Source organism: Leptospira paudalimensis, from assembly GCF_026151345.1.
Lineage (GTDB): Bacteria > Spirochaetota > Leptospiria > Leptospirales > Leptospiraceae > Leptospira_A > Leptospira_A paudalimensis.
On the sequence record NZ_JAMQPR010000001.1, the window covers coordinates 810,182 to 831,665 of the forward strand.

Genomic DNA, 21,484 nt, shown 5'->3' on the forward strand with positions numbered 1-21,484 from the left:
TTATAAGTTATAGGGTAGAGTGATGGCAAAGCCGACAGTCTTTAACCTTGCTGTGTTATAACCAGCAATGGTTTCTGAATAAAATAGTGTATAGAAGTTACCAAAACTATCAACGTAACTAAATCCTATTTCTGCATTGTGAAAGACTTCTTTCCTTCCCCATGCAGGTCGTTCATTTTGTACATAAACATCGTAAGGATTGATACCATAAACACTAGGTTGAGGGTAACGAACTAAATTCCAGGGAGGTTGCTGCCTAGGATCAGCATACGCATAACCGCCTTGGCCAATTTGTCCTCGCATACCAATCGTTAGGAAAAGGGATTCAAAAAATCGTTTGTAAAGAGCAGAATAATACAGGATATCATCTGGTACTGGGTTTTCTCTTTTTCGGTAAGACAATTCTCCAAGTCCACCCATGCCCCAAACTCCAAAGTCTTTTGCTAGATACAGATTGACCTCACCACCACTCGCCCCATCTCCCAAAGATTGAGGGTTACGGTCATAATCACCTCGTTTGATTCCCCCAACTCGTAAAGATATAGTTGGCATCCATCTGTATTTAGAGTCAAACTCATCGACTAGTTTATACCTTAATCCAAACCGTGAATCCATAAAACCGTATTTGTCGGGGACTTCGGGAGTTTGTTGTAATCCTAAATACCGGTTAAAAATCCTATGCCTTCCTAGTTTACCAAATCCTATCGTTAGGTCAGCTGTTAGGCGATCTGTTATTCCATATTCCAATGCGAGATTCGCAACTGAGATTCTCACATTGTCATCATATTTTGCCCTTTGTCCTGCAAGAAAAGCACTATCATATTCAGAATGGATGAATACGGGACGAACCCAAAGTTGCCTTTCATAAGGAGCCCATGCCTGTTGGGAATACAAACTCAAACTAGTTATAGAAAGAGAAAATGTAAGTAAGATTATTTTGAAAAAAGGAAAGAGTCTTTTCATTCTTTATCCTTCTTTTTTTCAGGTAATTTTATATTGAAACGAACTTGGACAAAGTATTCCAATGCTTGTAGTTGTTCCTCTGTGAGTTTACCAGATAAATCTGGTAAGTTGACTCTACGTTTTTCAGTATTGGGCAAACTACCTTGTAAGTATTCCAATCTTTCGTCTTGATCATTGGAGTTAATATTTGATTGTTTTTCAAGAGTAAGCTCTTGGTTGAAGATGGCTTTGCCTAAATGGTATTTTTCACGATCTTGGCCTTGGGGTATATTGGCAATTCCTCCGCCACCGATACCTCCTGAAGCAAAGATGATATTTGTAAAAAATAGGCTTCCGATTAAAAATTGAATTATATATTTCATAAAACTTTCCCTGTTTCTGTATTGATATATGTATAACCACTAAGAGAATAGCGAATCCATTAACTTAGTGGTTATGTTGGTTTATCGTTTGTAAGCTTTATCTTCTTCGATGATTTTTCTAGATGTCGTAGCAAACGAATTTAAGTTAGTTGGTAAGTTGGGATCAACGTCTCCGGCCACATTATAAGTGATAATATCCGATAATTCTGGAACATCGGTTCTATAAGGTGAATCTGGTGGAAGTTTTGGAGCTGGTCCACCACCCGTTAAACTACCCCATTCAATCCAACTACCATCATAATAAGTAGAAGGGTAACCTAAGATCGCAACGTAGGAAAAACCTGTGACTTGTGATCGATTATTGGTTCTGCAAAGTTGGATTGCTGTTTGTCCCTTTTGGTATCCTCTCGCATCATAATATGCTTTTAGATCAGATTTTGGTTTGAATCGAAATTCTGTGTCCAATAATCCTGTCCAAGGTACGTCCCTTGCTCCTTTGATATGACCTTCAAAGCCTACGTATTTTCCTGAAACTTCAGAAGTTGTACTTCGAATCACGCCATTGTATTCGTTGCTACTTCCTGATGAAGACCTTGCATCAGATACAAAAACACTCGAAGTGATCCCAGCAATATTGACATTGTTTGGATCTTTTACTGCCTTGATCACATCTTCTACTGGTAACATTAGGATTGTATTGTCTACCCTGAGACTTTTGACACTGTATCGGTTGTTCAAGTTAGGTGGAGTGTTTGTCGTCGTACTAAACGGTACAAAATTTCCATCTGTAACAGCTAATCGAGGAAGTGTTCCGTTCAGGAAGGCTAAATTTTTATGATCAAATCCCCAATACCGAAAAGAATAAAAACCACGAAGTGTTCCTTGGACATGGCTTGATGCGTTTGCTGAGGAAACAAAAACTACTAAATCATTAACAGGATCGATTCCAAAACGATTTAAGATAGCATCGATTTTTGGTCCATTGGCAATGATGGACACAGTATCACTGAGACCACTATTTCGTTTTTGGCTAAACCCATCACCACCGTCTAACGCATTGGCACCGTCAGAAAAAGTGAAGGAATAAACAACTACATCGTTTCCATTCCCTGCGATGTATTCTTTCCCAACAGTGGCACTTGGACCATTTTGTAAAATGACAAGTTTACCTGTAATTCCACTCGGCTTTGTAGATGACCAATTATTAACCCACTTACCTAAGGTTTGTGGAGTGATAAGTCCATATTCATTTAAGTTATAATCATCGTTTGACTCTTTTGCAAGGTCTACTGCTGTATTTACTTTGATCCCGTTCGAAAGCGCGAGTGCCGCTAAGAGTAGGTTTTTTTGATCATCATTTTGATTGTTTCCACCGCAGGCTCCGAGAAACCCCGCGGTAAAAAGTGCAACCAACTGATGTTGAAGACTTGTTTTCATATTGAATCCTTCATTTGAATTCCAATCCTTTCTCTGTAGGGGCTTGCACCAAAGAATGAGGAGATTGGTTACCCTAAGTTAAAAACAGGGTTTGAAGGAAAAAGTTTGAATTTGTTTTAACGGAGGAAAACTCTGTAATAGCGTATACTATTTTGGACAAATTTCCAAAGATTAGAACAGAGTTTCGGAGGAGGGTGTTGGAAAAGGAACGATCCGAGTGTTTTATCGAAATTTCTTAGTCGAGATCCATAAGAACTTTGCTTGGATCTCAGAACCATTCTCTATCGAATCAAGCTCTGATATGGGAAAAAAGAGACTATCACCAACTTCTAATTGGAAGGATTTGTTTTTCAGTTTGATTTTTGAAGTTCCACTGACTTGGTAAATTTTAATATCGTGGGCTTGTGGTAGGTGTTGGAATTGGGTTAATTTTCCTTGTTCCAAAATCCATTCCACTAAGTTGAATCGTTCCCTTTCTTCTTGGTATAATACCCTTGATTTTATTGGGTTTTTTTGCGATGTCCATACTTTCCCTTCATTGGATGCAATAAAACGTGGTGATTGAGAAAATAAATCAGGAATCATTTCACCAATGGGGATCCTAAGCGTTTTAGAAAGTTTCCATAAAATTCCAATACTAGGTGTTGTTTTTCCAGATTCAATGAGTCCGAGCATTCCCCGGCTGACAGTTGATAATTGTGAAAGTTTTTCCATGGAAAGACCAAGTTCGAGCCTACGCCGTTTTAAAGTTTCGCCAAGTACGACTGTTAAGACCTCTTCAACCGCCTGGTCCGATTCGTTTCGTTCTGTTTTTTCCTCGTATTGTCCTTCCATGACATCATCCTTTCTTGGTCATGTTCGATATATTGGATAAATTGTAAAGTAAAATGAATATTTGGGAGAAATAGTAGAAGAGGCAAAAAATGGAAATCAGTGCTTGGAAGAGGAGGATTTGGTCCGAAATTTCGTAAAAAAATTGAAACGGTAAGTGTAATCGAATGTTTGTTAGGTATGAAAATTGGAGGACAGAGATTAACACCCAAGGGAGTACGGATTGGTTACGAGAAATGGTAATGAGTGGAATCAGAATTAAAAAATACCAAGGGTTATAAACAGGAAGAAGAGTAAGAAAAAAATACCCCAAGTAAAAAACAAAATGGTATTGCCTGCATAACAAAACGAACCTTCGGTTTCTATTATTTTGAGGGATGAGTAAATAAAGATAAATATACAAAAGAATAAATTGAAAGAAAAATGGAACACTTCTTAAGTTTATTGAAAAACAATACCTCCAGATTGGTTCATAAATTTGATTAAAAGTAAATGTATCACCAAATCTTTGTAAGTTGAGATTTCCGAAGTCGGTGATTTTTGGAAAAACAAGAAGGTAAAGAATGTAAAATCCAAAAAATCCAATTAAAAATAAGAAAAGGAATCTTAAAAATTGATTTAGTAATTGTTTTTTCTTTTGGAAATAAAAGTAAGGGAATAAAAAAATTCCATAAATAACTGCTAAGAATTTTGTATGTAAAAGAAGTCCAAATACAATCGCACTCTGTTGGTATCTTTTATTTTTTAAGAAATACCAATACATCCAAAAGAATACGATTACCAAAACTTCAAAATGCATGTTTGCGTACACTTCTTTGGTATAAATTGGATAAATCCAAAAGAGAAGAATTGGTTTTTTCCAATTCGATCGATTGAAATACCATAAAGATATCGTTTCAAACAGTAAATAACTGGCTTTTAAAAGAAACGTTGAATTTCCATAGGTAAATAAGGAAAAATAGAATAAAACAAATGGACTATAGATCGTTGTCCAATCGGGATGATTGATATTTGAAAGAATCTCCGATGAAAATGAATCATTGGAATCAAGGTTAAAAAATTGAGAAGGTGAAACTTCGTAGGGAGAAATTAAGTTTCGGATGAGTTGTCCTTCCCAAAGGTAACGTGCCCAATCATCTTCCCAAATTGGATCTAAAATAAGACAAAGGATTCTGAATCCTAGTCCAATGAAGAATAATGTTTTAAAATGAACTCTAAAAAATTGGTTTGGTAAGGTTACTACTTTTAAAAAAAAAGCAGTAACCAAAATTGTAGCGGAAAATAAAAACCAATCAATCAAATGACAGTCACTATTTATTGAAATTTAAATTGTTACAACGTTCACAAACTTCTTCTGGGATGATTCCTGCTTTCATTAGTAAACCAAACATAAAACAACCTGCACACCATCCTAAAAATGATTCGAGGGATGCAAAAAACACAAGTGTTGCGAGGACAATTTGGTACGATAAAAAGAAACCATTTAAAAATAATACAATCGCTGTTAGGCTAAACGAAAATCCAATGAGTTGGGCAAAACGTTTTGGTGGTCCAGCACTTGGAACAAATGAGATCCCAAGCCAAGGAACTAAATACCTAGAAGTAAAAAAAGCAAATGGTTCCCATTTAGGTCCGTAACTCAACCGGAGTAAAAACCCCAAAAGAAGTAAACCTAACACAACGAGATTCGGAAATAAGATGGCGATGACCCCTAAAACAACAACTGTTGACGCAACAATCCTTGTTACATTTTCATTGACGACATCTGGATAAAACCCGAGTTTCATATGAATCCTCCTACATAAGGTTCTACAGATTGGACTCAAAATGGCAAGAAAAATTCGCTTTCTTGGAGGAAATGTTTATTTTATTGACGGAAATTCGTCTTAGAAGAGTCTTATTCTTGAATTGGGAGGGGAAATGTATGAAAATCCAGAAAACCTATGGAGTTTACCTGTTTGCCATTTCTTTATTTTGGGCCCTTTGGTTACAATTGACGGCAGGTCCATCAAAACCTCATCCCAAAACCAAAACGGAAACTTGGTTCTTAACGGCGAATGAGACCTTAACACTCCCCGAATTCAAAACAATCGACACTAGGTCTTTTCCTTCTCGAGTCAAAGAAAAACTTCCAAATTCACTGGTCCTTAGTTGGGAAGACTTATCACAGAAAGAAACTCCCAATCGCGGGAAATTACTCGAAACAAAATCCCTTCAAAAAAAACTTTCGAGTTTAGGAATTGTAACATCTGATCTGATAATCGTGTTAGGTGATGGAAAAAATGGATGGGGAGAAGAAGGTCGTATTGTTTGGAGTTTGCGAGAAGTTGGATATCCGAAGACGTTTTGGTTTAACGGAGATGTGTCCTCTTTCAAAGATATATTAAATCAAAGAAAAAGTAAAATTGTTTCCCAGGGGGAATCGAATCACTCTTTATTATTAGCACAAAAAGAATTTCAGCTGCATACAGATATCACAAAGGATGAAATCGCCAAACAATTAAACCAAGGGTCTTACCAAATTTTAGACACAAGAGAACCAAGAGAATTTTCTGGTTCCACACCTTATGGAGAATTCAGAGGAGGCCATATACCAGGTGCAAAATCATTTTTTTATCAAAATTTATTTGATGACCAAGGCAAAATCAAAACGAAAGAGGAAGTGGAAAACTCACTCACACAGTTAGGAATAACGAAGTCAAAACCAATCATTGCCTATTGTACAGGAGGAGTAAGATCTGCATTTGTTGTAGGTATCTTACGATCTTATGGATATAACGCCTTTAATTATTCAGGTTCAATGTGGGAATGGTCTTCCTACAAAGACTTACCATTGGAAAAATAATTTTGAAACAGTTTTTTATCATATTCTTATTCATTTCTGTTACCATTGTTACGGGTTATTATCTTTATGAAAATCAAAGGGAAGTTCCAATAGAAGAAGTGTTTCCTGGTAAAAATTGGGCAAAACCAATTCCTTCACTTCCCGATCTAAAAGGAGTTGGTGCACCGACTGCAAAAAACTGTGGGAATTGCCATACAGAAATTTATGAAGAGTGGAAACTTTCCACACATGCAAATGCTCTGAGTGATGTCCAATTTCAATCTGAATTAGCTAAATCAAGTTCACCCAAATGGATTTGTCTTAATTGCCATATTCCAGTCCAAAACCAAAGAGAAATGATTACGATCGCCTTACGTGGAGGAAATTATTTTGATCCAATTGAAGTCAGTAATCCAAATTTTAATCCTGAGATGAAGGAGGAGGCCATTACTTGTGCAACATGCCATGTTCGAGTTGATAAAGAATCAAATCAAAGTTATGTGATTGGAGGATCAGGTGGGACATCTCCTCCCCATCCAGTTCAAATCAATCGTGAGTTTTTAAAAAATAGATGTAATGATTGCCATAATGAAACTTATACGCTTAATCAAAGTTTGGTTTGTTCTTTTCAAACAGGGACTGAATTAAAAAAAACAAGTACGGACAAATCATGTGTTTCTTGTCACTTACCAGAGGTGAAACGATCATTCGTAAAATCTTCCCTCCATCGTCCTGTGCGAGTTGCTCACAGACATGGTTTTATAGGCGGGGGAGTTCCCAAACGATTTGATTTGTACAAAGAACAAATTCGTCTGGGATACAAACCAGGGCTTGTCCTTTCTCATTTTAAATGGGAAAATGGCAACATTCAGTTACAATTGCAAAATCAAAATGCAAACCATCATGTTACCTCCGGAGATCCAGAACGTTTTTATCGTTTTGTGATCGAGGGTATCGATCAGTTTGGAACCGTAATTTATAGGAATGAATCAAAAATTGGTCAAGAATGGGAGTGGTCACCAAAAGCAAAAAAAATCGGCGATTCACGTATCCCTTTCGGAGAGACGTTTAAATGGGAATTGTCATCGATTCCAAAATCAACTTTAATCACCAAATTACGTTTCCAAGCAATCCACGTTCGTCTGAAAGATATCACTTCAGATTATATGGTTCAGTCTTCAAATGATGTCCCTGAAACTTATAGAAATAAAGTAAAACAAATTAAGGATATTTACCCTCATAGTTCCATCGTGATCGAAAGTATTTATGATGTAAAAAGCAAATCGAGGAAAGATACTCCTTTGGAAATTTTATTCAAAAGAAATGCAGAACGAAGAGGAGAATAATATACTTTGTATCATTCCAGCAAGGGATGAAGAAGAAAGCATCGAACAGGCATTAAGTGGCCTACTTCAAAATTCAGGTTTATCATCGAAAAATTTTCTTGTTGTGAACAATGCCTCAAAGGATGGGACGTTCTCCATTGTCAATCGAATGGGTATCAAAGTTTTGGACTGTCCTCAAATAGGTTACGGAAATGCATGCCTTCTCGCATTAGATTGGATTCACAAAAATAAATGCCAACCTGAATATATCCTTTTTTGTGATGCAGATGGATCAGATGATCCAAATGACATCCAAACACTCATTAAGACAATTCGCGAATCAAATTCTGATTTAGTAATCGGTTCTAGGACACTAGGAAATGCAGAAATGGGATCACTTTCTCCCATTCAAATCTTTGGTAATGCTTTAACGTGTTTCCTTATCCGAATTTTTTTTTGGAGGCATTATACAGATATGGGACCTCTTAGGATCATCAGATACCAATCTTTATTGATTCTTGGAATGAAAGATACAACCTGGGGATGGAACATTGAGATGCATATTAAGGCATTACAAAAAAATATGAATGTGATTGAAATCCCTGTTCAATACCGAAAGAGGATTGCTGGAGTTTCCAAAATTTCAGGTACTCTCTCTATGTCACTTCGAGTTGGGAGTAAAATTCTTTATACATTTTTTAAATTACTTTTTTTTGGTAAATGAAAAACTTGGGAGGAAAATGTTACTCTTTTACATTTATCCTTTTCTTTTGTTTTTTGTGGTAAATGGATTTGATCGAAATTCATTTTTAATTGTTATCATTTCAGCAGTTATCTTAAGTTTGTATTTTTTCTTTTTAGGGAAAAAACTACACGTTTTTAAAAATCAGTTTATTTTATTATTTTTATACAATGTTTTACTCCGTTGTATTGTTATGGGATCCACTCCTCATTTTAGTGACGATGTTTACCGGTATTTATTTGATGCAAAAATACTTTTAAATGGCCAATTTCCATATGAATTCACTCCAAGTGAGTGGATGAACCTTCATCCCAATACCAACGATGATTTAAACAGATTATATTCGAATATGAATAGTTCTCATTATTACTCGGTGTATCCTTTGTTTTTACTTTTGTTTTTTATGATTGGTTCAGTTCTTAATTCATTTTTACATTCGATGTTTTTAGGCGTTCAGATCGTTTTTGTTTTGGTTGATTTGGTGAATTTGTCACTGATCAGGCGTTTTTTTCCAAAAGAATCGATGGAGTTTTATTGGGCTTATTTTGCAAATCCGATCATTCTCATTGAAGGAATCTCTCAGATGCATCCTGAGATTTTACTTGTTCCTTGGGTATTAATCTTACTTCAAACCAAAAGTAATTGGAAACAAGGAATTTTTTTAACACTGCTAACACAGCTGAAGTTTAACACGTTATTATTTGTATTTGGTTATCTAAAAGAGAAACGAAAAAAAATATATATATTAGTTGGAATTCTATTTTCCTTTATCATCTGGAAACTGACTGTATTTGCAAATTTAGAATCACAAGGCAGTAAGGGGATTGGGTTGTTTTTTCATTCCTTCCGTTTTGCTGGCCTTTTGGAGCCTTTTCTTTATTTTATATTGAAGCAGATAGGGCATGCATACTTATCAGGATTTATTTCGTTGTCTTTGTGTGGTCTCCTTTTTTTCTGTTTCATCTTTAATCAAAATTTTCGTAACTTCCCTGTGGAAAAACGATTGTTTGTTTTATACTTTTGCTTTATGTTAATGTCGCCCGTCATTCACCCTTGGTATTGGATTTTATTCATTCTACTAGGAGTGGTAAATCGGATACATCTACTGTGGCAGTCATTACTCGTATTCCTTACTTTCTTATCATATCTGATTTACGTTTCTGAGAATTATTTTTACTTATATTGGGCTCTATCTTTTGTAGTTATAGGTTTATATGGAATCAAAGAAATTGATTATTTTCGCAAAACAACCAATCCAGGGACAAGTGAAAACTCGTTTAGCAAAGACACTCGGCGATAAAACTACTTTAGATATCTATAAGAAATTATTACACATCACAGAGGACATCACTACGAAACTAAACATTTCGAAGACTGTTTATTGGGACCAAATACCAAATCAAACAAATTCCTATTTTAAGAATGGGTATTCTTTTAAAGTACAATCCCAAGGTGACCTGGGTAAAAAAATGCAGGATGCTTTTCGGGAAGAATTTGGTGAGTCTTTTAAAAAAATTTTGATTATTGGAACAGATTGTCCCTATTTAACGGAAGCAATTTTTCAGGATGCATTTCTTGCATTAGAAAATTCGGATATTGTCATTGGTCCAGCAAAAGACGGAGGATACTATTTATTAGGTATGAATGAATTATATCCTTCTCTGTTTGAGGAGATTCCATGGAGTACGGAACTTGTATTCGCTTTAACCATTAAAAAAAGTAAGGAACTTAACCTAAGTGTCTCAATTTTACCCGAATTAAATGATATCGATACTGAGAAAGATTGGTTAGAATGGGAAGAGAAAATTAACCAATAGGTTGTAGTAAAATTTCAACTCTTCGATTCAGAGCTTCATGTTCTTTTGTTTGGTTTGGAGATTTGGAGTTTCCATAGAAAAGTCGCCTAATTTGGTTAGGTTCAACAGAGTGGATGAGTAAAAAACGTTCCACTTCTAATGATCGTTTTTCACTGATCAATACATTCTCTTTGTTTGTTTTTCCTTCCACTGCATGGGCACTGATCAAAATCTCATAGTTTCGATTTTTGAATAAAAAATCTGCGACTGATTGTAGTCGAACTTGGTCTTGTTTAGGAATTAAATTGGATTTTTTTGAAAAATAAATTGTGAATTGAGTAACGTCTGTTTGTTTTTCGGTTTTTTTATATGGGTTTTCGAAAATGACACCTTCTTCTGCTATCAAATCTGGGAATGGCAAAGATAAATATTGAACAGTGTAAGTTAACAAAATGCAGACTAGTACTTTGTTGGTTTTAAGAAGATGCATATAATTAATTTCGGTAAGTTTCTAATTTTTCAGAAGATAGGGATTAAAAATTATGATTGAAATATGTCCCTTCTCGTAATTTTTCTCATCTAAGGGTTGAATATGAAACTGAAAGAGTTAGCAGAACGTTTAAATGCAAAATTCACTGGTAATGGTGATTTGGAAGTGAATGGCATAAAAGACTTAGAGCATCATACAGCAGTTGATCCGAATAGCATCTATTATGTGGCCTCAAAAAAGTATTTAAATAAACATCAAAAAGCAAGTGATGTTCAAATTGCTCTGACAATTGATTCATTAGCATCATCCTTTCCCAACGCTATCATTGTTCCCGAAGAAGGTAGCAAAGTAAAATTCATTCAAGTGATTTCTTTATTTGAAAAGAAGCCGATGATTCAATCTTCTGTTTCTAGTAAAGCAAGTATCCATCCCACTGCTAAGATCGGTAAAAATGTAACTATCATGGATTTTGTTGTCATCCAAGAGAATGTAGTTGTTGGAGATAACGTGGTATTATTTCCGAATGTTGTATTAGAACCAAATGTAGAAGTTGGAGATGAATCAGTAATCAAATCTGGTGTTGTCATTTATTATAATTGTAAAATAGGAAAAAGAAATTTGATCCATTCGAATACTGTGATAGGTGCCGATGGATTTGGGTTTTATGATTATGCAGGTGTTCGTTACAAAGTACCTCAAATAGGAAATGTGATTATTGGTGATGATGTGGAGATGGGTGCACACTGTACGGTAGATAGGGCTGCCTTAGAATCAACAACCATAGGTAATTTTACAAAATTTGATGACCATGTTCACGTTGGTCATAATTGCCGTGTTGGTAATTATGTTTATATTGCGGGTGCAACAGTTCTAGCAGGATCGGTTACGATCGAAGATGGATGTTTTTTAGCAGGACAATCTGCTGTCGCAGAACACCTAACGATGAAAAAAGGATCTATTCTTTTGGGTTTATCTGGACTAACGGAAGACTCAAAGGAAAAAACTGCGTATTTCGGAATCCCTGCAAGGCCTGCGCTTGAAATGCATAGAATCCATACTTCATTGCCTTTATTACCAGAACTAGTAAAAGACTATGCTAAACGAAAAAACTCTGAAAAGTAAAAAGGGATTAAGATTCTAAAATCTTTTTTAAAGACTGTAGATTCTCAATCATTTGTGATTTAAGATTCATTTTCACAAGGCCTTCACTCAATTGGAAGAGGCCTTTCAGTTCCATTTTGTCAGAAACGCTGATGGAACAAAATGAACCATTCTCAGAAAATTCATATCGATCAGTGAAATTCATTCCATTTGCTGTGCAACTTGCAACAATCAATTTGTTTTCCACTATTTCGTTGATTTTATAAGTTTCGTTTAATTTAAAAATTCCCAAATCGATTTGGATTTTGTATTCTGTGGCGTCTTGGTTCGTTGCTTTGGCTTCGTGTATGCTTTTGTTATAAAAAATTTGATTTTCCATGTTGCGAACATATGCAAATACTTCTGCAACCGGTTTCTGAATGATTGTGTCTACTTTTGTTTCTATCATTTATTTTTTGGAATCAATAATCCACTGTTTCCAAATATCAGGAACAAATCCAATTGTAGCTTTTTTACCATCTCTAACAATGGGGGTTTTAAACAGAAGGGGATTTGTTAATAATGCCTCTTCCTTATCGTATAACATGTATTTTAAGTTTTTATCTTCGTAAACTTTAGATTCGGTATCGATCAAATCATCCAAGCTGACACTTCCAAGAATGGATCTGAGTTCCCCTTTGCTCATTTCTTTTTCTTGTAAGTTGATAAATTGAAAAGGAATACGTCTCTCCTGAAAGAAGAGTTGTGCCTTTTTAGAATCTTTGCATTTTTTTGTGCCGAAGATCTGGAGGTTCATCCAAAGATTGACTTTTTGAATTCTTCTAGTAATGGTTCTGATCCAGATAACATCAATTCAATTTGATCTTTATCCAAATCATACATAACATGTGCTTGTAAAAACAATGTAAACTCTTCAGCGGAAACTTTTTTTGCATCGAAGTTTTCCTTTAGAAAGTTATACCAAGCAGCCAATATGACCTTTTGGTGGGCCAATTCTTTGATACCGATGGTAATGATTTTTGGGGATTTCATGTAATTTTCTTAAAGAATTTCATCCTTTCTTTGGGATCGTCAATCCAAAAACCTTTGGAAGGCTGAAAAATACAATGTCCATGCACCTGTGTTCATATCTAACCGCCGAAATGTTTGTGCAGTGCTCACAGTCGCATCAATAATTCTTGTATCATCAATGACTCCCACTCGACCATCTGCCCGAATGTAAAAACTTGAAGTTTCTCCGTTATAATTCCCACTAAATTTATCAATTGCGATGTGATGGTATCCAATTCCAATCTGGAAAAAAGTATTTTCGTATAACCTGCGATTGATGGCAGTTTCAACGCGATAAACAAGTCCACTCCCTCTGAGCCTACCTCTTTGGTTAAAATATTGTGTATTGGGAAGTGGTTCTCCAATGGAATACCCACGAATATTCCAATCAGCAGAAGTAAAGCCCATTCCCACTCCATTTTCCCACTCCCAATTTCGCATGATCGGCATAGAAAAATGATACATCCCAAGGACATGATAGGAATAAATTTCGGAATTCAATTTTGTGTAGTATAAATCACTTGTAACTTCGGTTAGTTGTAGGATTTGCCAATCATTTCTCCCGACATAAAAACCAACTCGATTTCTTGAATCTAATAAAAATCTTACAAATCCTTCATATAGATTGGTTGTTTTCCCACCTTTGAGGTTTACATCGGAAAAAACAAGAGGGTTAAACGTGGATGAAAATTGTCTTAAGTCACCATCGAACCTTCCAGGGATTCTTTCTCCAGCACCATATCGCATCCCCACTTCAATTCCAGAAGGTTCTGCTGTAAGGCCCCCACTTGTCAGAATGGAAATTAGAAAAACAGGAAACGAAAGGATTACAATACATCTTGACATAACAATTTCATCCAATTTCGTGAGGAAGAACCTATATGGAAACACTCTTTCAAAACGGATCTAAGTTTAATCTCATTTTAGGATCAGACATCCTAAGCCCATATTTTTACCTCATCCTCATCGCATCAGTTTACTTAAGCATTCGATTGGGATTCCCTCAGATCCGATTCCTCTTTTTATCCCTCAAAATTCTAACGGGAAACATGGATTTTAAAGGGTCCAAAGGGCAACTTGTTCATTCCCAAGCTTTTTTTGCCGGGATAGGTTCCTCATTACTTGCAGGTTCTGTCATTGGAACTGCTCTTGCCATCGCTTACGGCGGGATTGGTGTTCTTTTTTGGATTTGGGTCATGAGCCTTTTTGTGATGCCTATACGTTTTGTTTCGTCCACCTTGGCAGTTAAATTTCGAAACCAACTTCCGAGTGGCCGTTATCTGTCTGGACCCATGTACTTCATCGAAAAAGCCCTTCGTGCGAAGTGGCTCGCGGTTGCCTTTTCCTTGGCAAGTCTTGTGACAGTATTGGTGTTTGGGGGAATATTTCCTTTTGTTGGACTCACTTACTTAACAAAAGAAGGCCTTAGTTTATCAGGATTGTCTGGTCCCATTTCTCTTTCTGTCATTTTATTATTCATAGTAATTGGTGGTGTTAGGCGAGTTGGGAAAGCAGCAAGTGTCCTTGCACCAATTGGAATTTTGTTATTTTTATTTGGCTACATTTCCCTCTTTTCCAATGGGATGATTTCCTTTATCGGGTTTTTGTCAGATGTTACCAAAGAAGCATTTTCAATTAAAGCCTTACAAGGTGGAGGAGCATTTGGCGTATTAAGGGCTCTTTCTGTTTCATTAAGCACTTTCTTTTTATCAACAGAAACTGCTGTTGGAAAGTCATCTGGGATTGCTGGAGTAGTTCGAACTGACTATGCCGCAAAACAAGGATTAGTGAGTATGCTCGCATCCTTCTTCGAAGGTTTTATTATGGCGACCATGGTTGGGTATGTTTTGTACTCTTATGGGGCAGTAAACCTCGAAACAATTTTAATGTTCCCTGGTCGAATTCTGGAACAAAAGGATTCTCTTCCCGCTATCTTGTTTGTAGTATCCTTTTTGTGTTTTGGGATTTTGAGTTTGGCTGGTTGGTTTTACAGTGGTGAACAGAACGCCTTCTATGTGTTTGGTGAGAAATTTGCTAACTTTTTTAGAATGTTATTTATTGGGTCAACACTTGGTTTTGCTTATTTATATGTAAAGTTTGGAGTAGATGTTTTATCCTTTGTGATGCATTGGGGGTATGTGGCGGCTGTCATCACAAGTGTTCCACTGCTAGTGTCTCTCATGTTACTTGGTAAATCTGCTAACTTAGAACTCAAAAAATACCTCTCCGAATCAGGAGCAAGGTATGAAATTTTCAAAGATATTTATTTACTCTTTTTAACCTTACTTCCTAAAAACTTGATCTCCAAAATTTTTGGGTATTTTTCAACTCTCAAACTGCCTAGATTTATGATGATCCCGATCCTAAAGGCATTTGCAAAAGCCTATAAGATCAATTTAAGTGAAGCGGAACTTGAGATCAAAGAATATGCTTCTCTCAATCAGTTTTTCACTCGTGCCCTTCGTGCCGAAGCCCGTATCATCGACTCTGCCTCGAATGCTGTTGTTTCCCCAACAGATTCTAAAATCACAAGTTTCGGAAATATCAACCAGTCCACCATCATCCAAGCAAAAGGAATTGATTATTCCGTAAAAGAATTGTTAGGTTCTGAAAAGTTTTACCCACATTTTACGAACGGTAAATACATCACCTTTTATCTTTCCCCACAAGATTACCATAGGATCCACAGCCCATTTGCGGGGCAAATTTTAGGATACTATTATGAACCTGGAAAGTTATTCCCAGTAAACGACCTCGCTGTTCTCAATATCCGCGGCCTTTTCCCGAAAAATGAAAGGTTAATCACCTTCTTACAAACTGAATATGGGAAAATTGCCGTGATCAAAGTAGGGGCATCCAATGTGGGTAAAATCCGTGTGACTTACGACAATAAAATTGTAACCAACAATTGGATCCGTTTTGCCAAAGAACACCACTACAAAGACGTTTCGATCATGATTGAGAAAGGATCTGAGATGGGTCGTTTTGAAATGGGTTCCACCGTGATCTTGGTGTTCGAAAACGATACGATTGATTTGACAAACATCCAACTCGGAGATAAAATCCAATACGGAACCACGGTTGGGCATTTTAAATCCAAAAAAACAAGTCTGCCGGTCAAATTCTAAGATGAATTCACAACTTGCTACCTTCCCAAAAGAAATTTCTTTCGACGATGACTACCTGTATATCGATTGGAAAGACGGTCATGGAAGCAAATACTCGCTGTTAGACCTTCGTAAAAAATGTCCCTGTGCGACATGTAGGGGAGGTCATGGTGGGAAAGTGGGACAAGCAACTGGTCACATAGACTCGATCAAACTCATCTCCTGGACCAAAGTGGGTAGGTATGCGATTTCCATTGTCTGGAGTGACTACCACAATACGGGAATTTATTCTTATGACCATTTACGGGCCTACGCTGAGGGAAATTCCGGCGCCTTTGACTGAGGTTTGGTTACTTTTTGTCAATTCGGAAAAAAACTGAGTGACAAAAACATTCATATTATGTCTCATTATCCTAAGTTTTTCCGGAGATAAAAGGGCATGGGTGAAGGTTCACTCTCACAAGACGAGATAGACGCATTACTACAAGGTGCGGATGATACATTCGACCTCTCTTCCTTAAGTGGCGCATCCAGTTCGTCATCGGACAACCTATCTCCTATTGACCGCGACATTATTTCTGATGTGATCGGCTCTGCATTCCAGGTGGCGGGGAACACACTTGGCACGATCTTGGCAAAAAACACTCGTTTTATGAACCCTGCCACCGAATCGAGCTCCTCTGCTGACATCCAAAAAGAGTTGGGCTCTAAGTCGGTAAGTTTATATTCTACAATTAGCGGTAGTTTGGCGGGGCGAGTTTGTCTTGTCATGGCTCAAGAAAATGCCGCCAAAATTGCAGGTGTGATGATGGGAGGAATGGCTCCTCCTGGTCAACTTGATAACGCACAACTCCAAACACTAAAAGACTCACTTGCTCCGATCCTTGGTACTGTTACAGCTCAAATTGGGATGAAACTTGGCGGAACCATGTCTGGTAGTCCACCTGAGATTTCATTAGTAAATTCGGGGCGTGATTTACAACTTCCAGATGACAGTAGTTTGGTGAAAACTTCACTTAGTTTAAACATCGATGGTGTTGGTTCTTTTAAAGTATACTATGTCATTGCATTATCTATGGCAAACTCCATCCTTGATATCCAAAAGGGTGGTGGCCAAAAACAACAACAACAGTCTGGTGGCATGAATGTCAATATGCAACCAAACATGGGAATGGGTGGTGGACAGAGTTCAGTTGGCATTAAGGGTGTGAATTTCCCTTCTCTTGCTACCGCAGGTGGTGGACCAGGACAAACCAATCTCAACCTTCTCATGGATGTACAAATGGCTCTTACCGTGGAACTCGGTAGAACCAAAATGTACATCAAAGACATTTTGGGATTAGGGGAAGGTTCCATCATCGAACTAGATAAGTTAGCTGGTGAGCCTGTGGATTTACTTGTGAACGGCAAACTCATCGCCAAAGGTGAGGTTGTGGTGATTGACGAAAACTTTGGTGTTCGTGTTACAGATATCGTTAGTCCTACCGACAGACTCAAAGGCGAAAAATGATCCAAATAGAAAGGAAAAAGAAAAAACGAAGTGGGAAAGTTATGTACTTTTCTATACTCTTACTTTTTTCTTTTTTTCCATTATTTTCCCAAACTACAGAAACCAAAGAACTCGATCAAATTTTACGCCAAGAACTAGGTGAATCCAAAACCAAACCGAATGCCTCTGAGGGAAGTTCGAATGGAAATTCAGGTTCTAATTTAGACTCTAACAACCAATCCAACGGGAAACAAGGGAATGGATTCAGTCCTTCGACAAACACAAATCAGTCGCCAGAAGGGAATAAACAAGAAGAACCCAATTTAATCCAAGAACGTTATAATGAAAACCAAGATGATTCCCCTTCCGCTACTTGGATTTTAGTTAAGATTTTATTTGTACTCGCGATCCTAGTCGGTGCTGGTTATTATTTGGTTTTGCAAATGCAAAAATCCAAATCGGCAAAATACCCTGTGAAAGGGTTTATGAAAGTACTTTCAAGTTTGCCTTTGTCTGCAACTCAATCAGTGCAAATCATCGAAGTAGGTGGCCGTACTCTCGTGTTAGGTGTTGCTGATGGATCAGTGAGTTTACTCACAGAAGTCACAGCACCGGAGGAAAAAAACCAAATCCAAAAAATGAAAGAAGAAGCGGATCCTTATGTTCCCAACTTTTTGGAAACAGTGCTTGAAAGTTTGCAATCCAAAGCACAAAGGAAAATCCGAATCAATCCAAACCAAATGGAAGGTTTGGAAATGGATGGTGCAGCCGAAATCCAACGAAAGGCAAAAGAAGGTTTGGAACGCCTTCGCAAACACCGTAAACTTTTGGAGGGAGGAGAGGCATGAAACTTCGTTTTTTTTCCTTCTTAAAGAGACATAAATCCATTATTTTTCTCATTAGTATTTTGTTTCTGATTTCTGCGAGTGGGTTTGCGGGACTTTTTGCCCAAGACAAAGGATCAAGGATTCCGATTCCGAATTTATCATTTAACGTAAATGAGGCGAGGGGACCAAAAGAAACCAGTTTGTCGCTGATGATTCTGTTTCTTGTTACAATCCTTTCTCTTGCACCAGCGATTGTGATGAGTGTGACCTCGTTTACAAAAGTTGTGATTGTTTTTGATTTTGTGAGGAGGGCACTCTCTTTGCAAAACCTTCCACCTAACCAGGTGATGATGGGTCTTGCCTTGTTTGTTACATTTTTTATCATGGCGCCTACCATTGGGAAGGTGAATGAGGAAGCACTGCAACCTTACTTAAACGGAAAAATTGATCAGTCAGCATTTATGGAAGGGTCCATGAAACACTTACGACAATTTATGATCAGGCAACTCGGAAAAGATGGAACCAAAGATGTAGCTCTATTTTTAAAAATCGGCAAAGTACAAAATGTGAAATCCTTTGAAGATGTACCATCTTATGTGCTCGTTCCAGCGTTTATGCTGAGTGAAATCAAAAAAGCATTTATCATTGGGATTTATATCTTCATCCCATTTATCGTCATCGATCTCATTGTGGCTTCGGCACTACTTGCTATGGGTTTTATGATGTTACCTCCTGTCATGATTTCCCTACCTTTAAAACTCATTCTTTTTATCTTAATTGATGGATGGAACTTACTCGTACTAGAACTCGTAAGGAGTTATAAATGACAGAAGTAGATGTAGTCAACATGATGCGGGAAGCTTTTATTGTGACTTTGAAAATTTCAAGTCCTATCCTCATCACAGCTCTTGTGGTGGGACTCATTGTTGGGATTTTACAAACAACTACTTCCATCCAAGAACCTACGATTGCTTTTGTACCAAAACTTGTTTCGATTTTTGCTGTGATTGTCTTTTTTTCGGCCTGGATGGTACGTGTGATGACGGACTATACAAGGGAAATCTTTTTTATGATCGAAAAGATATGATATGGAAGCATTCATTTTACACTTTCAATCTTTTCTTTTTGTCTTAGTTCGACTACTTGGGCTTTTTCTTGTAGCTCCATTTTTTTCATCAGAATCGATTAACTTCTCTCTTCGAATGATTTTTTCCTTTATGGTCTCACTGATCATATACCCTGTTGTGGCAAACTATATGCCACCTGTGCCAGGACATATGGTGAACTTTGGGATTATGATCATTTCGGAGATGCTCATCGGTGTCTTTATTGGGTTTCTCGTCTCACTCGTGTTTAGTGCCTTTCAGATGGCGGGTGAATTTTTTAATAACCAAATTGGATTTGGTTATACAGAAATCCTCGATCCTGTAACACAAAACTCACTGCCTGCCATTGGAACGATGAAAAACTTAATGGCGACTGCCTTATTCCTTGTGATAGGAGCTCATCGTTTCCTTATTGAAACCCTTGCCTATTCTTTTGAAAAAATTCGGATCATCTCTTTCACTGGAAAAGTGAATAGTGGATTGTATCGTTTGGTAGAAGATGCAATCGGTGCTATGTTTGTCGTATCGTTTAAGATTGCACTTCCTGTTATGGGCATACTTTTTTTGGTCTCTCTTGCAGAAGGACTGATGGGAAAGGCAGCACAACAAATGAATGTGATGTCCATGTCGTTTCCCTTAAAAGTGTTTATAGGAACACTGACTCTCATTGCAACTCTTACGTTTATCGCAACACAAATGGTGCAAGGGATCCAAATCTCTATGGACAAAGCGAGTTTACTCGTTCGAGAGTGGCCAAGTTTATGAAACCGAATTTTGGTATTTGGAATCATCTCTCTACGATTCGTTCCATTTGGCATTCTTTCCAAAGAATGTTTTCTTCTATTTGGGATCGATTGCAAGAAATACTGTTTAGTTTTGTATCTCAAGATGACCAACTGGCACCTGTAAGTATTCCAAGTTTAACCTTTGTCACTGGTCCTTATGAAATCCAACTGCAATTGTTTGCTGCAGCGGATGAAGGAAGGACAGAACCTCCAAGTGAGAGAAGAAGGCGAGAAGAAAAGGAAAAAGGGAATGTTCCCAAATCCAATGAAGTAGCCTCCACCTTGGTTTTGTTAGGTGGGACTGGGGTCCTTTATTTGCTTGGTGATACCTTCATTAAAAACACAGCAATCTTCATTAAAAAATACTTACCGATGGGAATGCACCATGAACGTTTTGGGGCAGAAGAATTTCGAGTGATTCTGTCGGGAGTTTCCAAAGATTTTTTTAACCTACTATGGCCAGTCCTTGCGATCACTCTCGTGTTTGCGATCGTGGGAAATGTGGTGCAAGTGGGATTTATGTTTTCACCAAGAGCCTTATCCTTTCGGTTTGATCGTATATCTCCCAATTTTAAACGAGTTTTGCCGAATCGCCAAACATTATTTAATTTAGTAAAGTCGCTCGCAAAAGTTGTGTTAATTGGTGTGGTTAGTTATATCCTGATTTCTGGAGATTTTCTAAAGGTTTTACTCACTGGGAATATGGGGATGATGCAAGCCATCTCACTAGTTACTTACTCTGGTTTTAAGATTATGATGGCGGTTGGTCTTTTATTACTTGGGATTGCCGTTGCCGATTTCTTTTTTCAAAAATCAGAGTTTGAAGAATCCTTAAAACAAACTCCTTCGGAAGCCAAACGAGAGATGAAAGAAGATTCCGGGGACCCTGTGATGAAAAACCGCAGGATGCAACTCGCGCGCGATATGATGCAAGGGAATATGTTGCGAGAAGTTCCAAAAGCTGATGTGGTGATTACAAACCCAACTCATTATTCAGTCGCGTTATCTTATGAAATGGGCAGAGATTCTGCACCCCGTGTGATCGCAAAAGGTGAAAACCGCCTAGCATTGGAAATACGAAGGATTGCACGCGAAAATGATGTGCCCATCGTTGAAAGTCCGAAACAAGCACGTCTTTTGTATGCACAAGTTGAAGTGGGGGAAGAAATCCCACAAGAATTCTTCCAGGCAGTGGTGCAAATCCTCATCACTCTTGAGAAGTTCAAAAAAAAAGTAGGAATGGCATAAC

The 21,484-nt window shown here is 37.4% G+C and carries 25 protein-coding genes; 14 read left to right on the plus strand and 11 right to left on the minus strand.

Annotated elements, in window-relative coordinates:
- The 6 genes from ND855_RS03750 to ND855_RS03775 all read right to left on the minus strand — a co-directional run bounded on the left by ND855_RS03750 (window position 1) and on the right by ND855_RS03775 (window position 5,380).
- Window positions 1-963 carry a hypothetical protein gene (locus ND855_RS03750; RefSeq protein ID WP_265357242.1) on the minus strand — a complete coding sequence of 321 codons (963 nt, stop codon included), beginning with the start codon at window positions 961-963 and terminating at the stop codon, window positions 1-3.
- Window positions 960-1,325: a hypothetical protein gene (locus ND855_RS03755; protein ID WP_265357243.1), complete on the minus strand. Its 366-nt coding sequence runs from the start codon at window positions 1,323-1,325 to the stop codon at window positions 960-962. Before ND855_RS03755 ends, ND855_RS03750 begins: the two co-directional genes overlap by 4 nt.
- An 81-nt stretch (window positions 1,326-1,406) precedes the next feature.
- On the minus strand, window positions 1,407-2,762 hold the full coding sequence (locus tag ND855_RS03760; RefSeq protein WP_265357244.1) for a rhodanese-like domain-containing protein: 1,356 nt from the start codon (window positions 2,760-2,762) through the stop codon (window positions 1,407-1,409).
- Between the two features lie 222 nt (window positions 2,763-2,984).
- Window positions 2,985-3,596, minus strand: a complete 612-nt coding sequence (locus ND855_RS03765) for an XRE family transcriptional regulator (RefSeq protein ID WP_265357245.1) — start codon at window positions 3,594-3,596, stop codon at window positions 2,985-2,987.
- 4 nt (window positions 3,597-3,600) lie between these two features.
- The gene (locus ND855_RS03770; RefSeq protein ID WP_265357246.1) at window positions 3,601-4,893 is read right to left on the minus strand and encodes a hypothetical protein; all 1,293 of its coding nucleotides are present in this window, start codon (window positions 4,891-4,893) and stop codon (window positions 3,601-3,603) included.
- 10 nt (window positions 4,894-4,903) lie between these two features.
- On the minus strand, window positions 4,904-5,380 hold the full coding sequence (locus ND855_RS03775; protein WP_265357247.1) for a DUF4395 domain-containing protein: 477 nt from the start codon (window positions 5,378-5,380) through the stop codon (window positions 4,904-4,906).
- Window positions 5,381-5,517: 137 nt separating this feature from the next.
- Between ND855_RS03775 and ND855_RS03780 the strand changes: the two genes are divergently transcribed.
- Genes ND855_RS03780 through ND855_RS03800 form a run of 5 tightly spaced genes read left to right on the plus strand, consistent with a single transcriptional unit; the run spans window position 5,518 to window position 10,301 of the window.
- Window positions 5,518-6,438 (plus strand): sulfurtransferase, encoded by a 921-nt coding sequence (locus ND855_RS03780; protein ID WP_265357248.1) that lies wholly within the window; start codon window positions 5,518-5,520, stop codon window positions 6,436-6,438.
- A 2-nt stretch (window positions 6,439-6,440) separates the two neighbouring features.
- Complete coding sequence (locus ND855_RS03785) at window positions 6,441-7,763, plus strand: multiheme c-type cytochrome (protein WP_265357249.1); 1,323 nt, start codon at window positions 6,441-6,443, stop codon at window positions 7,761-7,763.
- Window positions 7,741-8,466: a glycosyltransferase family 2 protein gene (locus ND855_RS03790; RefSeq protein ID WP_265357250.1), complete on the plus strand. Its 726-nt coding sequence runs from the start codon at window positions 7,741-7,743 to the stop codon at window positions 8,464-8,466. The genes ND855_RS03785 and ND855_RS03790 overlap by 23 nt, the downstream gene beginning before the upstream one ends.
- 16 nt (window positions 8,467-8,482) lie before the next feature.
- Window positions 8,483-9,784 carry a hypothetical protein gene (locus ND855_RS03795; protein WP_265357251.1) on the plus strand — a complete coding sequence of 434 codons (1,302 nt, stop codon included), beginning with the start codon at window positions 8,483-8,485 and terminating at the stop codon, window positions 9,782-9,784.
- Window positions 9,750-10,301 carry a TIGR04282 family arsenosugar biosynthesis glycosyltransferase gene (locus ND855_RS03800; RefSeq protein ID WP_322113519.1) on the plus strand — a complete coding sequence of 184 codons (552 nt, stop codon included), beginning with the start codon at window positions 9,750-9,752 and terminating at the stop codon, window positions 10,299-10,301. Before ND855_RS03795 ends, ND855_RS03800 begins: the two co-directional genes overlap by 35 nt.
- Here the strand turns inward: ND855_RS03800 and ND855_RS03805 are convergent.
- Window positions 10,291-10,770, minus strand: a complete 480-nt coding sequence (locus tag ND855_RS03805) for an OmpA family protein (protein ID WP_265357253.1) — start codon at window positions 10,768-10,770, stop codon at window positions 10,291-10,293. The genes ND855_RS03800 and ND855_RS03805 overlap by 11 nt on opposite strands.
- A gap of 102 nt (window positions 10,771-10,872) precedes the next feature.
- On the opposite strand from ND855_RS03805, the gene lpxD reads away from it, so the two are divergent.
- The gene (gene lpxD / locus ND855_RS03810) at window positions 10,873-11,892 is read left to right on the plus strand and encodes a UDP-3-O-(3-hydroxymyristoyl)glucosamine N-acyltransferase (RefSeq protein WP_265357254.1); all 1,020 of its coding nucleotides are present in this window, start codon (window positions 10,873-10,875) and stop codon (window positions 11,890-11,892) included.
- Between the two features lie 7 nt (window positions 11,893-11,899).
- On the opposite strand, the gene ND855_RS03815 is transcribed toward lpxD, so the two are convergent.
- From ND855_RS03815 to ND855_RS03830, 4 genes are read right to left on the minus strand one after another with little or no spacing between them, the layout of a single operon-like run.
- On the minus strand, window positions 11,900-12,319 hold the full coding sequence (locus ND855_RS03815; RefSeq protein WP_265357255.1) for an SRPBCC family protein: 420 nt from the start codon (window positions 12,317-12,319) through the stop codon (window positions 11,900-11,902).
- The gene (locus ND855_RS03820) at window positions 12,320-12,667 is read right to left on the minus strand and encodes an arsenate reductase family protein (protein WP_265357256.1); all 348 of its coding nucleotides are present in this window, start codon (window positions 12,665-12,667) and stop codon (window positions 12,320-12,322) included.
- Window positions 12,664-12,903: a hypothetical protein gene (locus tag ND855_RS03825; RefSeq protein ID WP_108959296.1), complete on the minus strand. Its 240-nt coding sequence runs from the start codon at window positions 12,901-12,903 to the stop codon at window positions 12,664-12,666. Before ND855_RS03825 ends, ND855_RS03820 begins: the two co-directional genes overlap by 4 nt.
- 39 nt (window positions 12,904-12,942) lie before the next feature.
- Window positions 12,943-13,767 carry an LIC_11366 family protein gene (locus tag ND855_RS03830; RefSeq protein WP_265357257.1) on the minus strand — a complete coding sequence of 275 codons (825 nt, stop codon included), beginning with the start codon at window positions 13,765-13,767 and terminating at the stop codon, window positions 12,943-12,945.
- Window positions 13,768-13,802: 35 nt separating this feature from the next.
- On the opposite strand from ND855_RS03830, the gene asd reads away from it, so the two are divergent.
- From asd to ND855_RS03870, 8 genes are all read left to right on the plus strand, one after another.
- A complete protein-coding gene (gene asd, locus ND855_RS03835) occupies window positions 13,803-16,049 on the plus strand; it encodes an archaetidylserine decarboxylase (protein WP_265357258.1) in 2,247 nt (748 codons plus the stop codon).
- Between the two features lies 1 nt (window position 16,050).
- Window positions 16,051-16,371 (plus strand): DUF971 domain-containing protein, encoded by a 321-nt coding sequence (locus tag ND855_RS03840; protein ID WP_265357259.1) that lies wholly within the window; start codon window positions 16,051-16,053, stop codon window positions 16,369-16,371.
- A 96-nt stretch (window positions 16,372-16,467) separates the two neighbouring features.
- Window positions 16,468-17,538 carry a flagellar motor switch protein FliN gene (fliN, locus tag ND855_RS03845; RefSeq protein ID WP_100726960.1) on the plus strand — a complete coding sequence of 357 codons (1,071 nt, stop codon included), beginning with the start codon at window positions 16,468-16,470 and terminating at the stop codon, window positions 17,536-17,538.
- A gap of 41 nt (window positions 17,539-17,579) precedes the next feature.
- A complete protein-coding gene (locus ND855_RS03850; RefSeq protein WP_322113557.1) occupies window positions 17,580-18,365 on the plus strand; it encodes a FliO/MopB family protein in 786 nt (261 codons plus the stop codon).
- The gene (gene fliP / locus ND855_RS03855) at window positions 18,362-19,171 is read left to right on the plus strand and encodes a flagellar type III secretion system pore protein FliP (RefSeq protein ID WP_265357261.1); all 810 of its coding nucleotides are present in this window, start codon (window positions 18,362-18,364) and stop codon (window positions 19,169-19,171) included. Before ND855_RS03850 ends, fliP begins: the two co-directional genes overlap by 4 nt.
- Window positions 19,168-19,431: a flagellar biosynthesis protein FliQ gene (fliQ, locus tag ND855_RS03860; RefSeq protein ID WP_012389491.1), complete on the plus strand. Its 264-nt coding sequence runs from the start codon at window positions 19,168-19,170 to the stop codon at window positions 19,429-19,431. The genes fliP and fliQ overlap by 4 nt, the downstream gene beginning before the upstream one ends.
- A 1-nt stretch (window position 19,432) precedes the next feature.
- Window positions 19,433-20,215, plus strand: a complete 783-nt coding sequence (gene fliR, locus ND855_RS03865) for a flagellar biosynthetic protein FliR (RefSeq protein WP_108959292.1) — start codon at window positions 19,433-19,435, stop codon at window positions 20,213-20,215.
- Window positions 20,212-21,483 (plus strand): EscU/YscU/HrcU family type III secretion system export apparatus switch protein, encoded by a 1,272-nt coding sequence (locus ND855_RS03870; protein ID WP_407658698.1) that lies wholly within the window; start codon window positions 20,212-20,214, stop codon window positions 21,481-21,483. Before fliR ends, ND855_RS03870 begins: the two co-directional genes overlap by 4 nt.
- Window position 21,484: the final 1 nt, after the last annotated feature.

Excerpts from the sequence above, each read along its gene's own strand:
- fliP (WP_265357261.1), top strand. The coding sequence starts at position 18,362 with ATGAAACTTCGTTTTTTTTCCTTCTTAAAGAGACATAAATCCATTATT.
- ND855_RS03775 (WP_265357247.1), bottom strand. The coding sequence starts at position 5,380 with ATGAAACTCGGGTTTTATCCAGATGTCGTCAATGAAAATGTAACAAGG.
- ND855_RS03805 (WP_265357253.1), bottom strand. The coding sequence starts at position 10,770 with ATGCATCTTCTTAAAACCAACAAAGTACTAGTCTGCATTTTGTTAACT.
- ND855_RS03830 (WP_265357257.1), bottom strand. The coding sequence starts at position 13,767 with ATGTCAAGATGTATTGTAATCCTTTCGTTTCCTGTTTTTCTAATTTCC.
- ND855_RS03820 (WP_265357256.1), bottom strand. The coding sequence starts at position 12,667 with ATGAACCTCCAGATCTTCGGCACAAAAAAATGCAAAGATTCTAAAAAG.
- asd (WP_265357258.1), top strand. The coding sequence starts at position 13,803 with ATGGAAACACTCTTTCAAAACGGATCTAAGTTTAATCTCATTTTAGGA.
- ND855_RS03765 (WP_265357245.1), bottom strand. The coding sequence starts at position 3,596 with ATGGAAGGACAATACGAGGAAAAAACAGAACGAAACGAATCGGACCAG.
- ND855_RS03870 (WP_407658698.1), top strand. The coding sequence starts at position 20,212 with ATGAAACCGAATTTTGGTATTTGGAATCATCTCTCTACGATTCGTTCC.
- ND855_RS03795 (WP_265357251.1), top strand. The coding sequence starts at position 8,483 with ATGTTACTCTTTTACATTTATCCTTTTCTTTTGTTTTTTGTGGTAAAT.
- lpxD (WP_265357254.1), top strand. The coding sequence starts at position 10,873 with ATGAAACTGAAAGAGTTAGCAGAACGTTTAAATGCAAAATTCACTGGT.
- ND855_RS03815 (WP_265357255.1), bottom strand. The coding sequence starts at position 12,319 with ATGATAGAAACAAAAGTAGACACAATCATTCAGAAACCGGTTGCAGAA.
- ND855_RS03755 (WP_265357243.1), bottom strand. The coding sequence starts at position 1,325 with ATGAAATATATAATTCAATTTTTAATCGGAAGCCTATTTTTTACAAAT.
- ND855_RS03790 (WP_265357250.1), top strand. The coding sequence starts at position 7,741 with ATGCAGAACGAAGAGGAGAATAATATACTTTGTATCATTCCAGCAAGG.
- ND855_RS03850 (WP_322113557.1), top strand. The coding sequence starts at position 17,580 with ATGTACTTTTCTATACTCTTACTTTTTTCTTTTTTTCCATTATTTTCC.
- ND855_RS03840 (WP_265357259.1), top strand. The coding sequence starts at position 16,051 with ATGAATTCACAACTTGCTACCTTCCCAAAAGAAATTTCTTTCGACGAT.
- fliR (WP_108959292.1), top strand. The coding sequence starts at position 19,433 with ATGGAAGCATTCATTTTACACTTTCAATCTTTTCTTTTTGTCTTAGTT.
- fliN (WP_100726960.1), top strand. The coding sequence starts at position 16,468 with ATGGGTGAAGGTTCACTCTCACAAGACGAGATAGACGCATTACTACAA.
- ND855_RS03780 (WP_265357248.1), top strand. The coding sequence starts at position 5,518 with ATGAAAATCCAGAAAACCTATGGAGTTTACCTGTTTGCCATTTCTTTA.
- fliQ (WP_012389491.1), top strand. The coding sequence starts at position 19,168 with ATGACAGAAGTAGATGTAGTCAACATGATGCGGGAAGCTTTTATTGTG.
- ND855_RS03760 (WP_265357244.1), bottom strand. The coding sequence starts at position 2,762 with ATGAAAACAAGTCTTCAACATCAGTTGGTTGCACTTTTTACCGCGGGG.
- ND855_RS03825 (WP_108959296.1), bottom strand. The coding sequence starts at position 12,903 with ATGAAATCCCCAAAAATCATTACCATCGGTATCAAAGAATTGGCCCAC.
- ND855_RS03750 (WP_265357242.1), bottom strand. The coding sequence starts at position 963 with ATGAAAAGACTCTTTCCTTTTTTCAAAATAATCTTACTTACATTTTCT.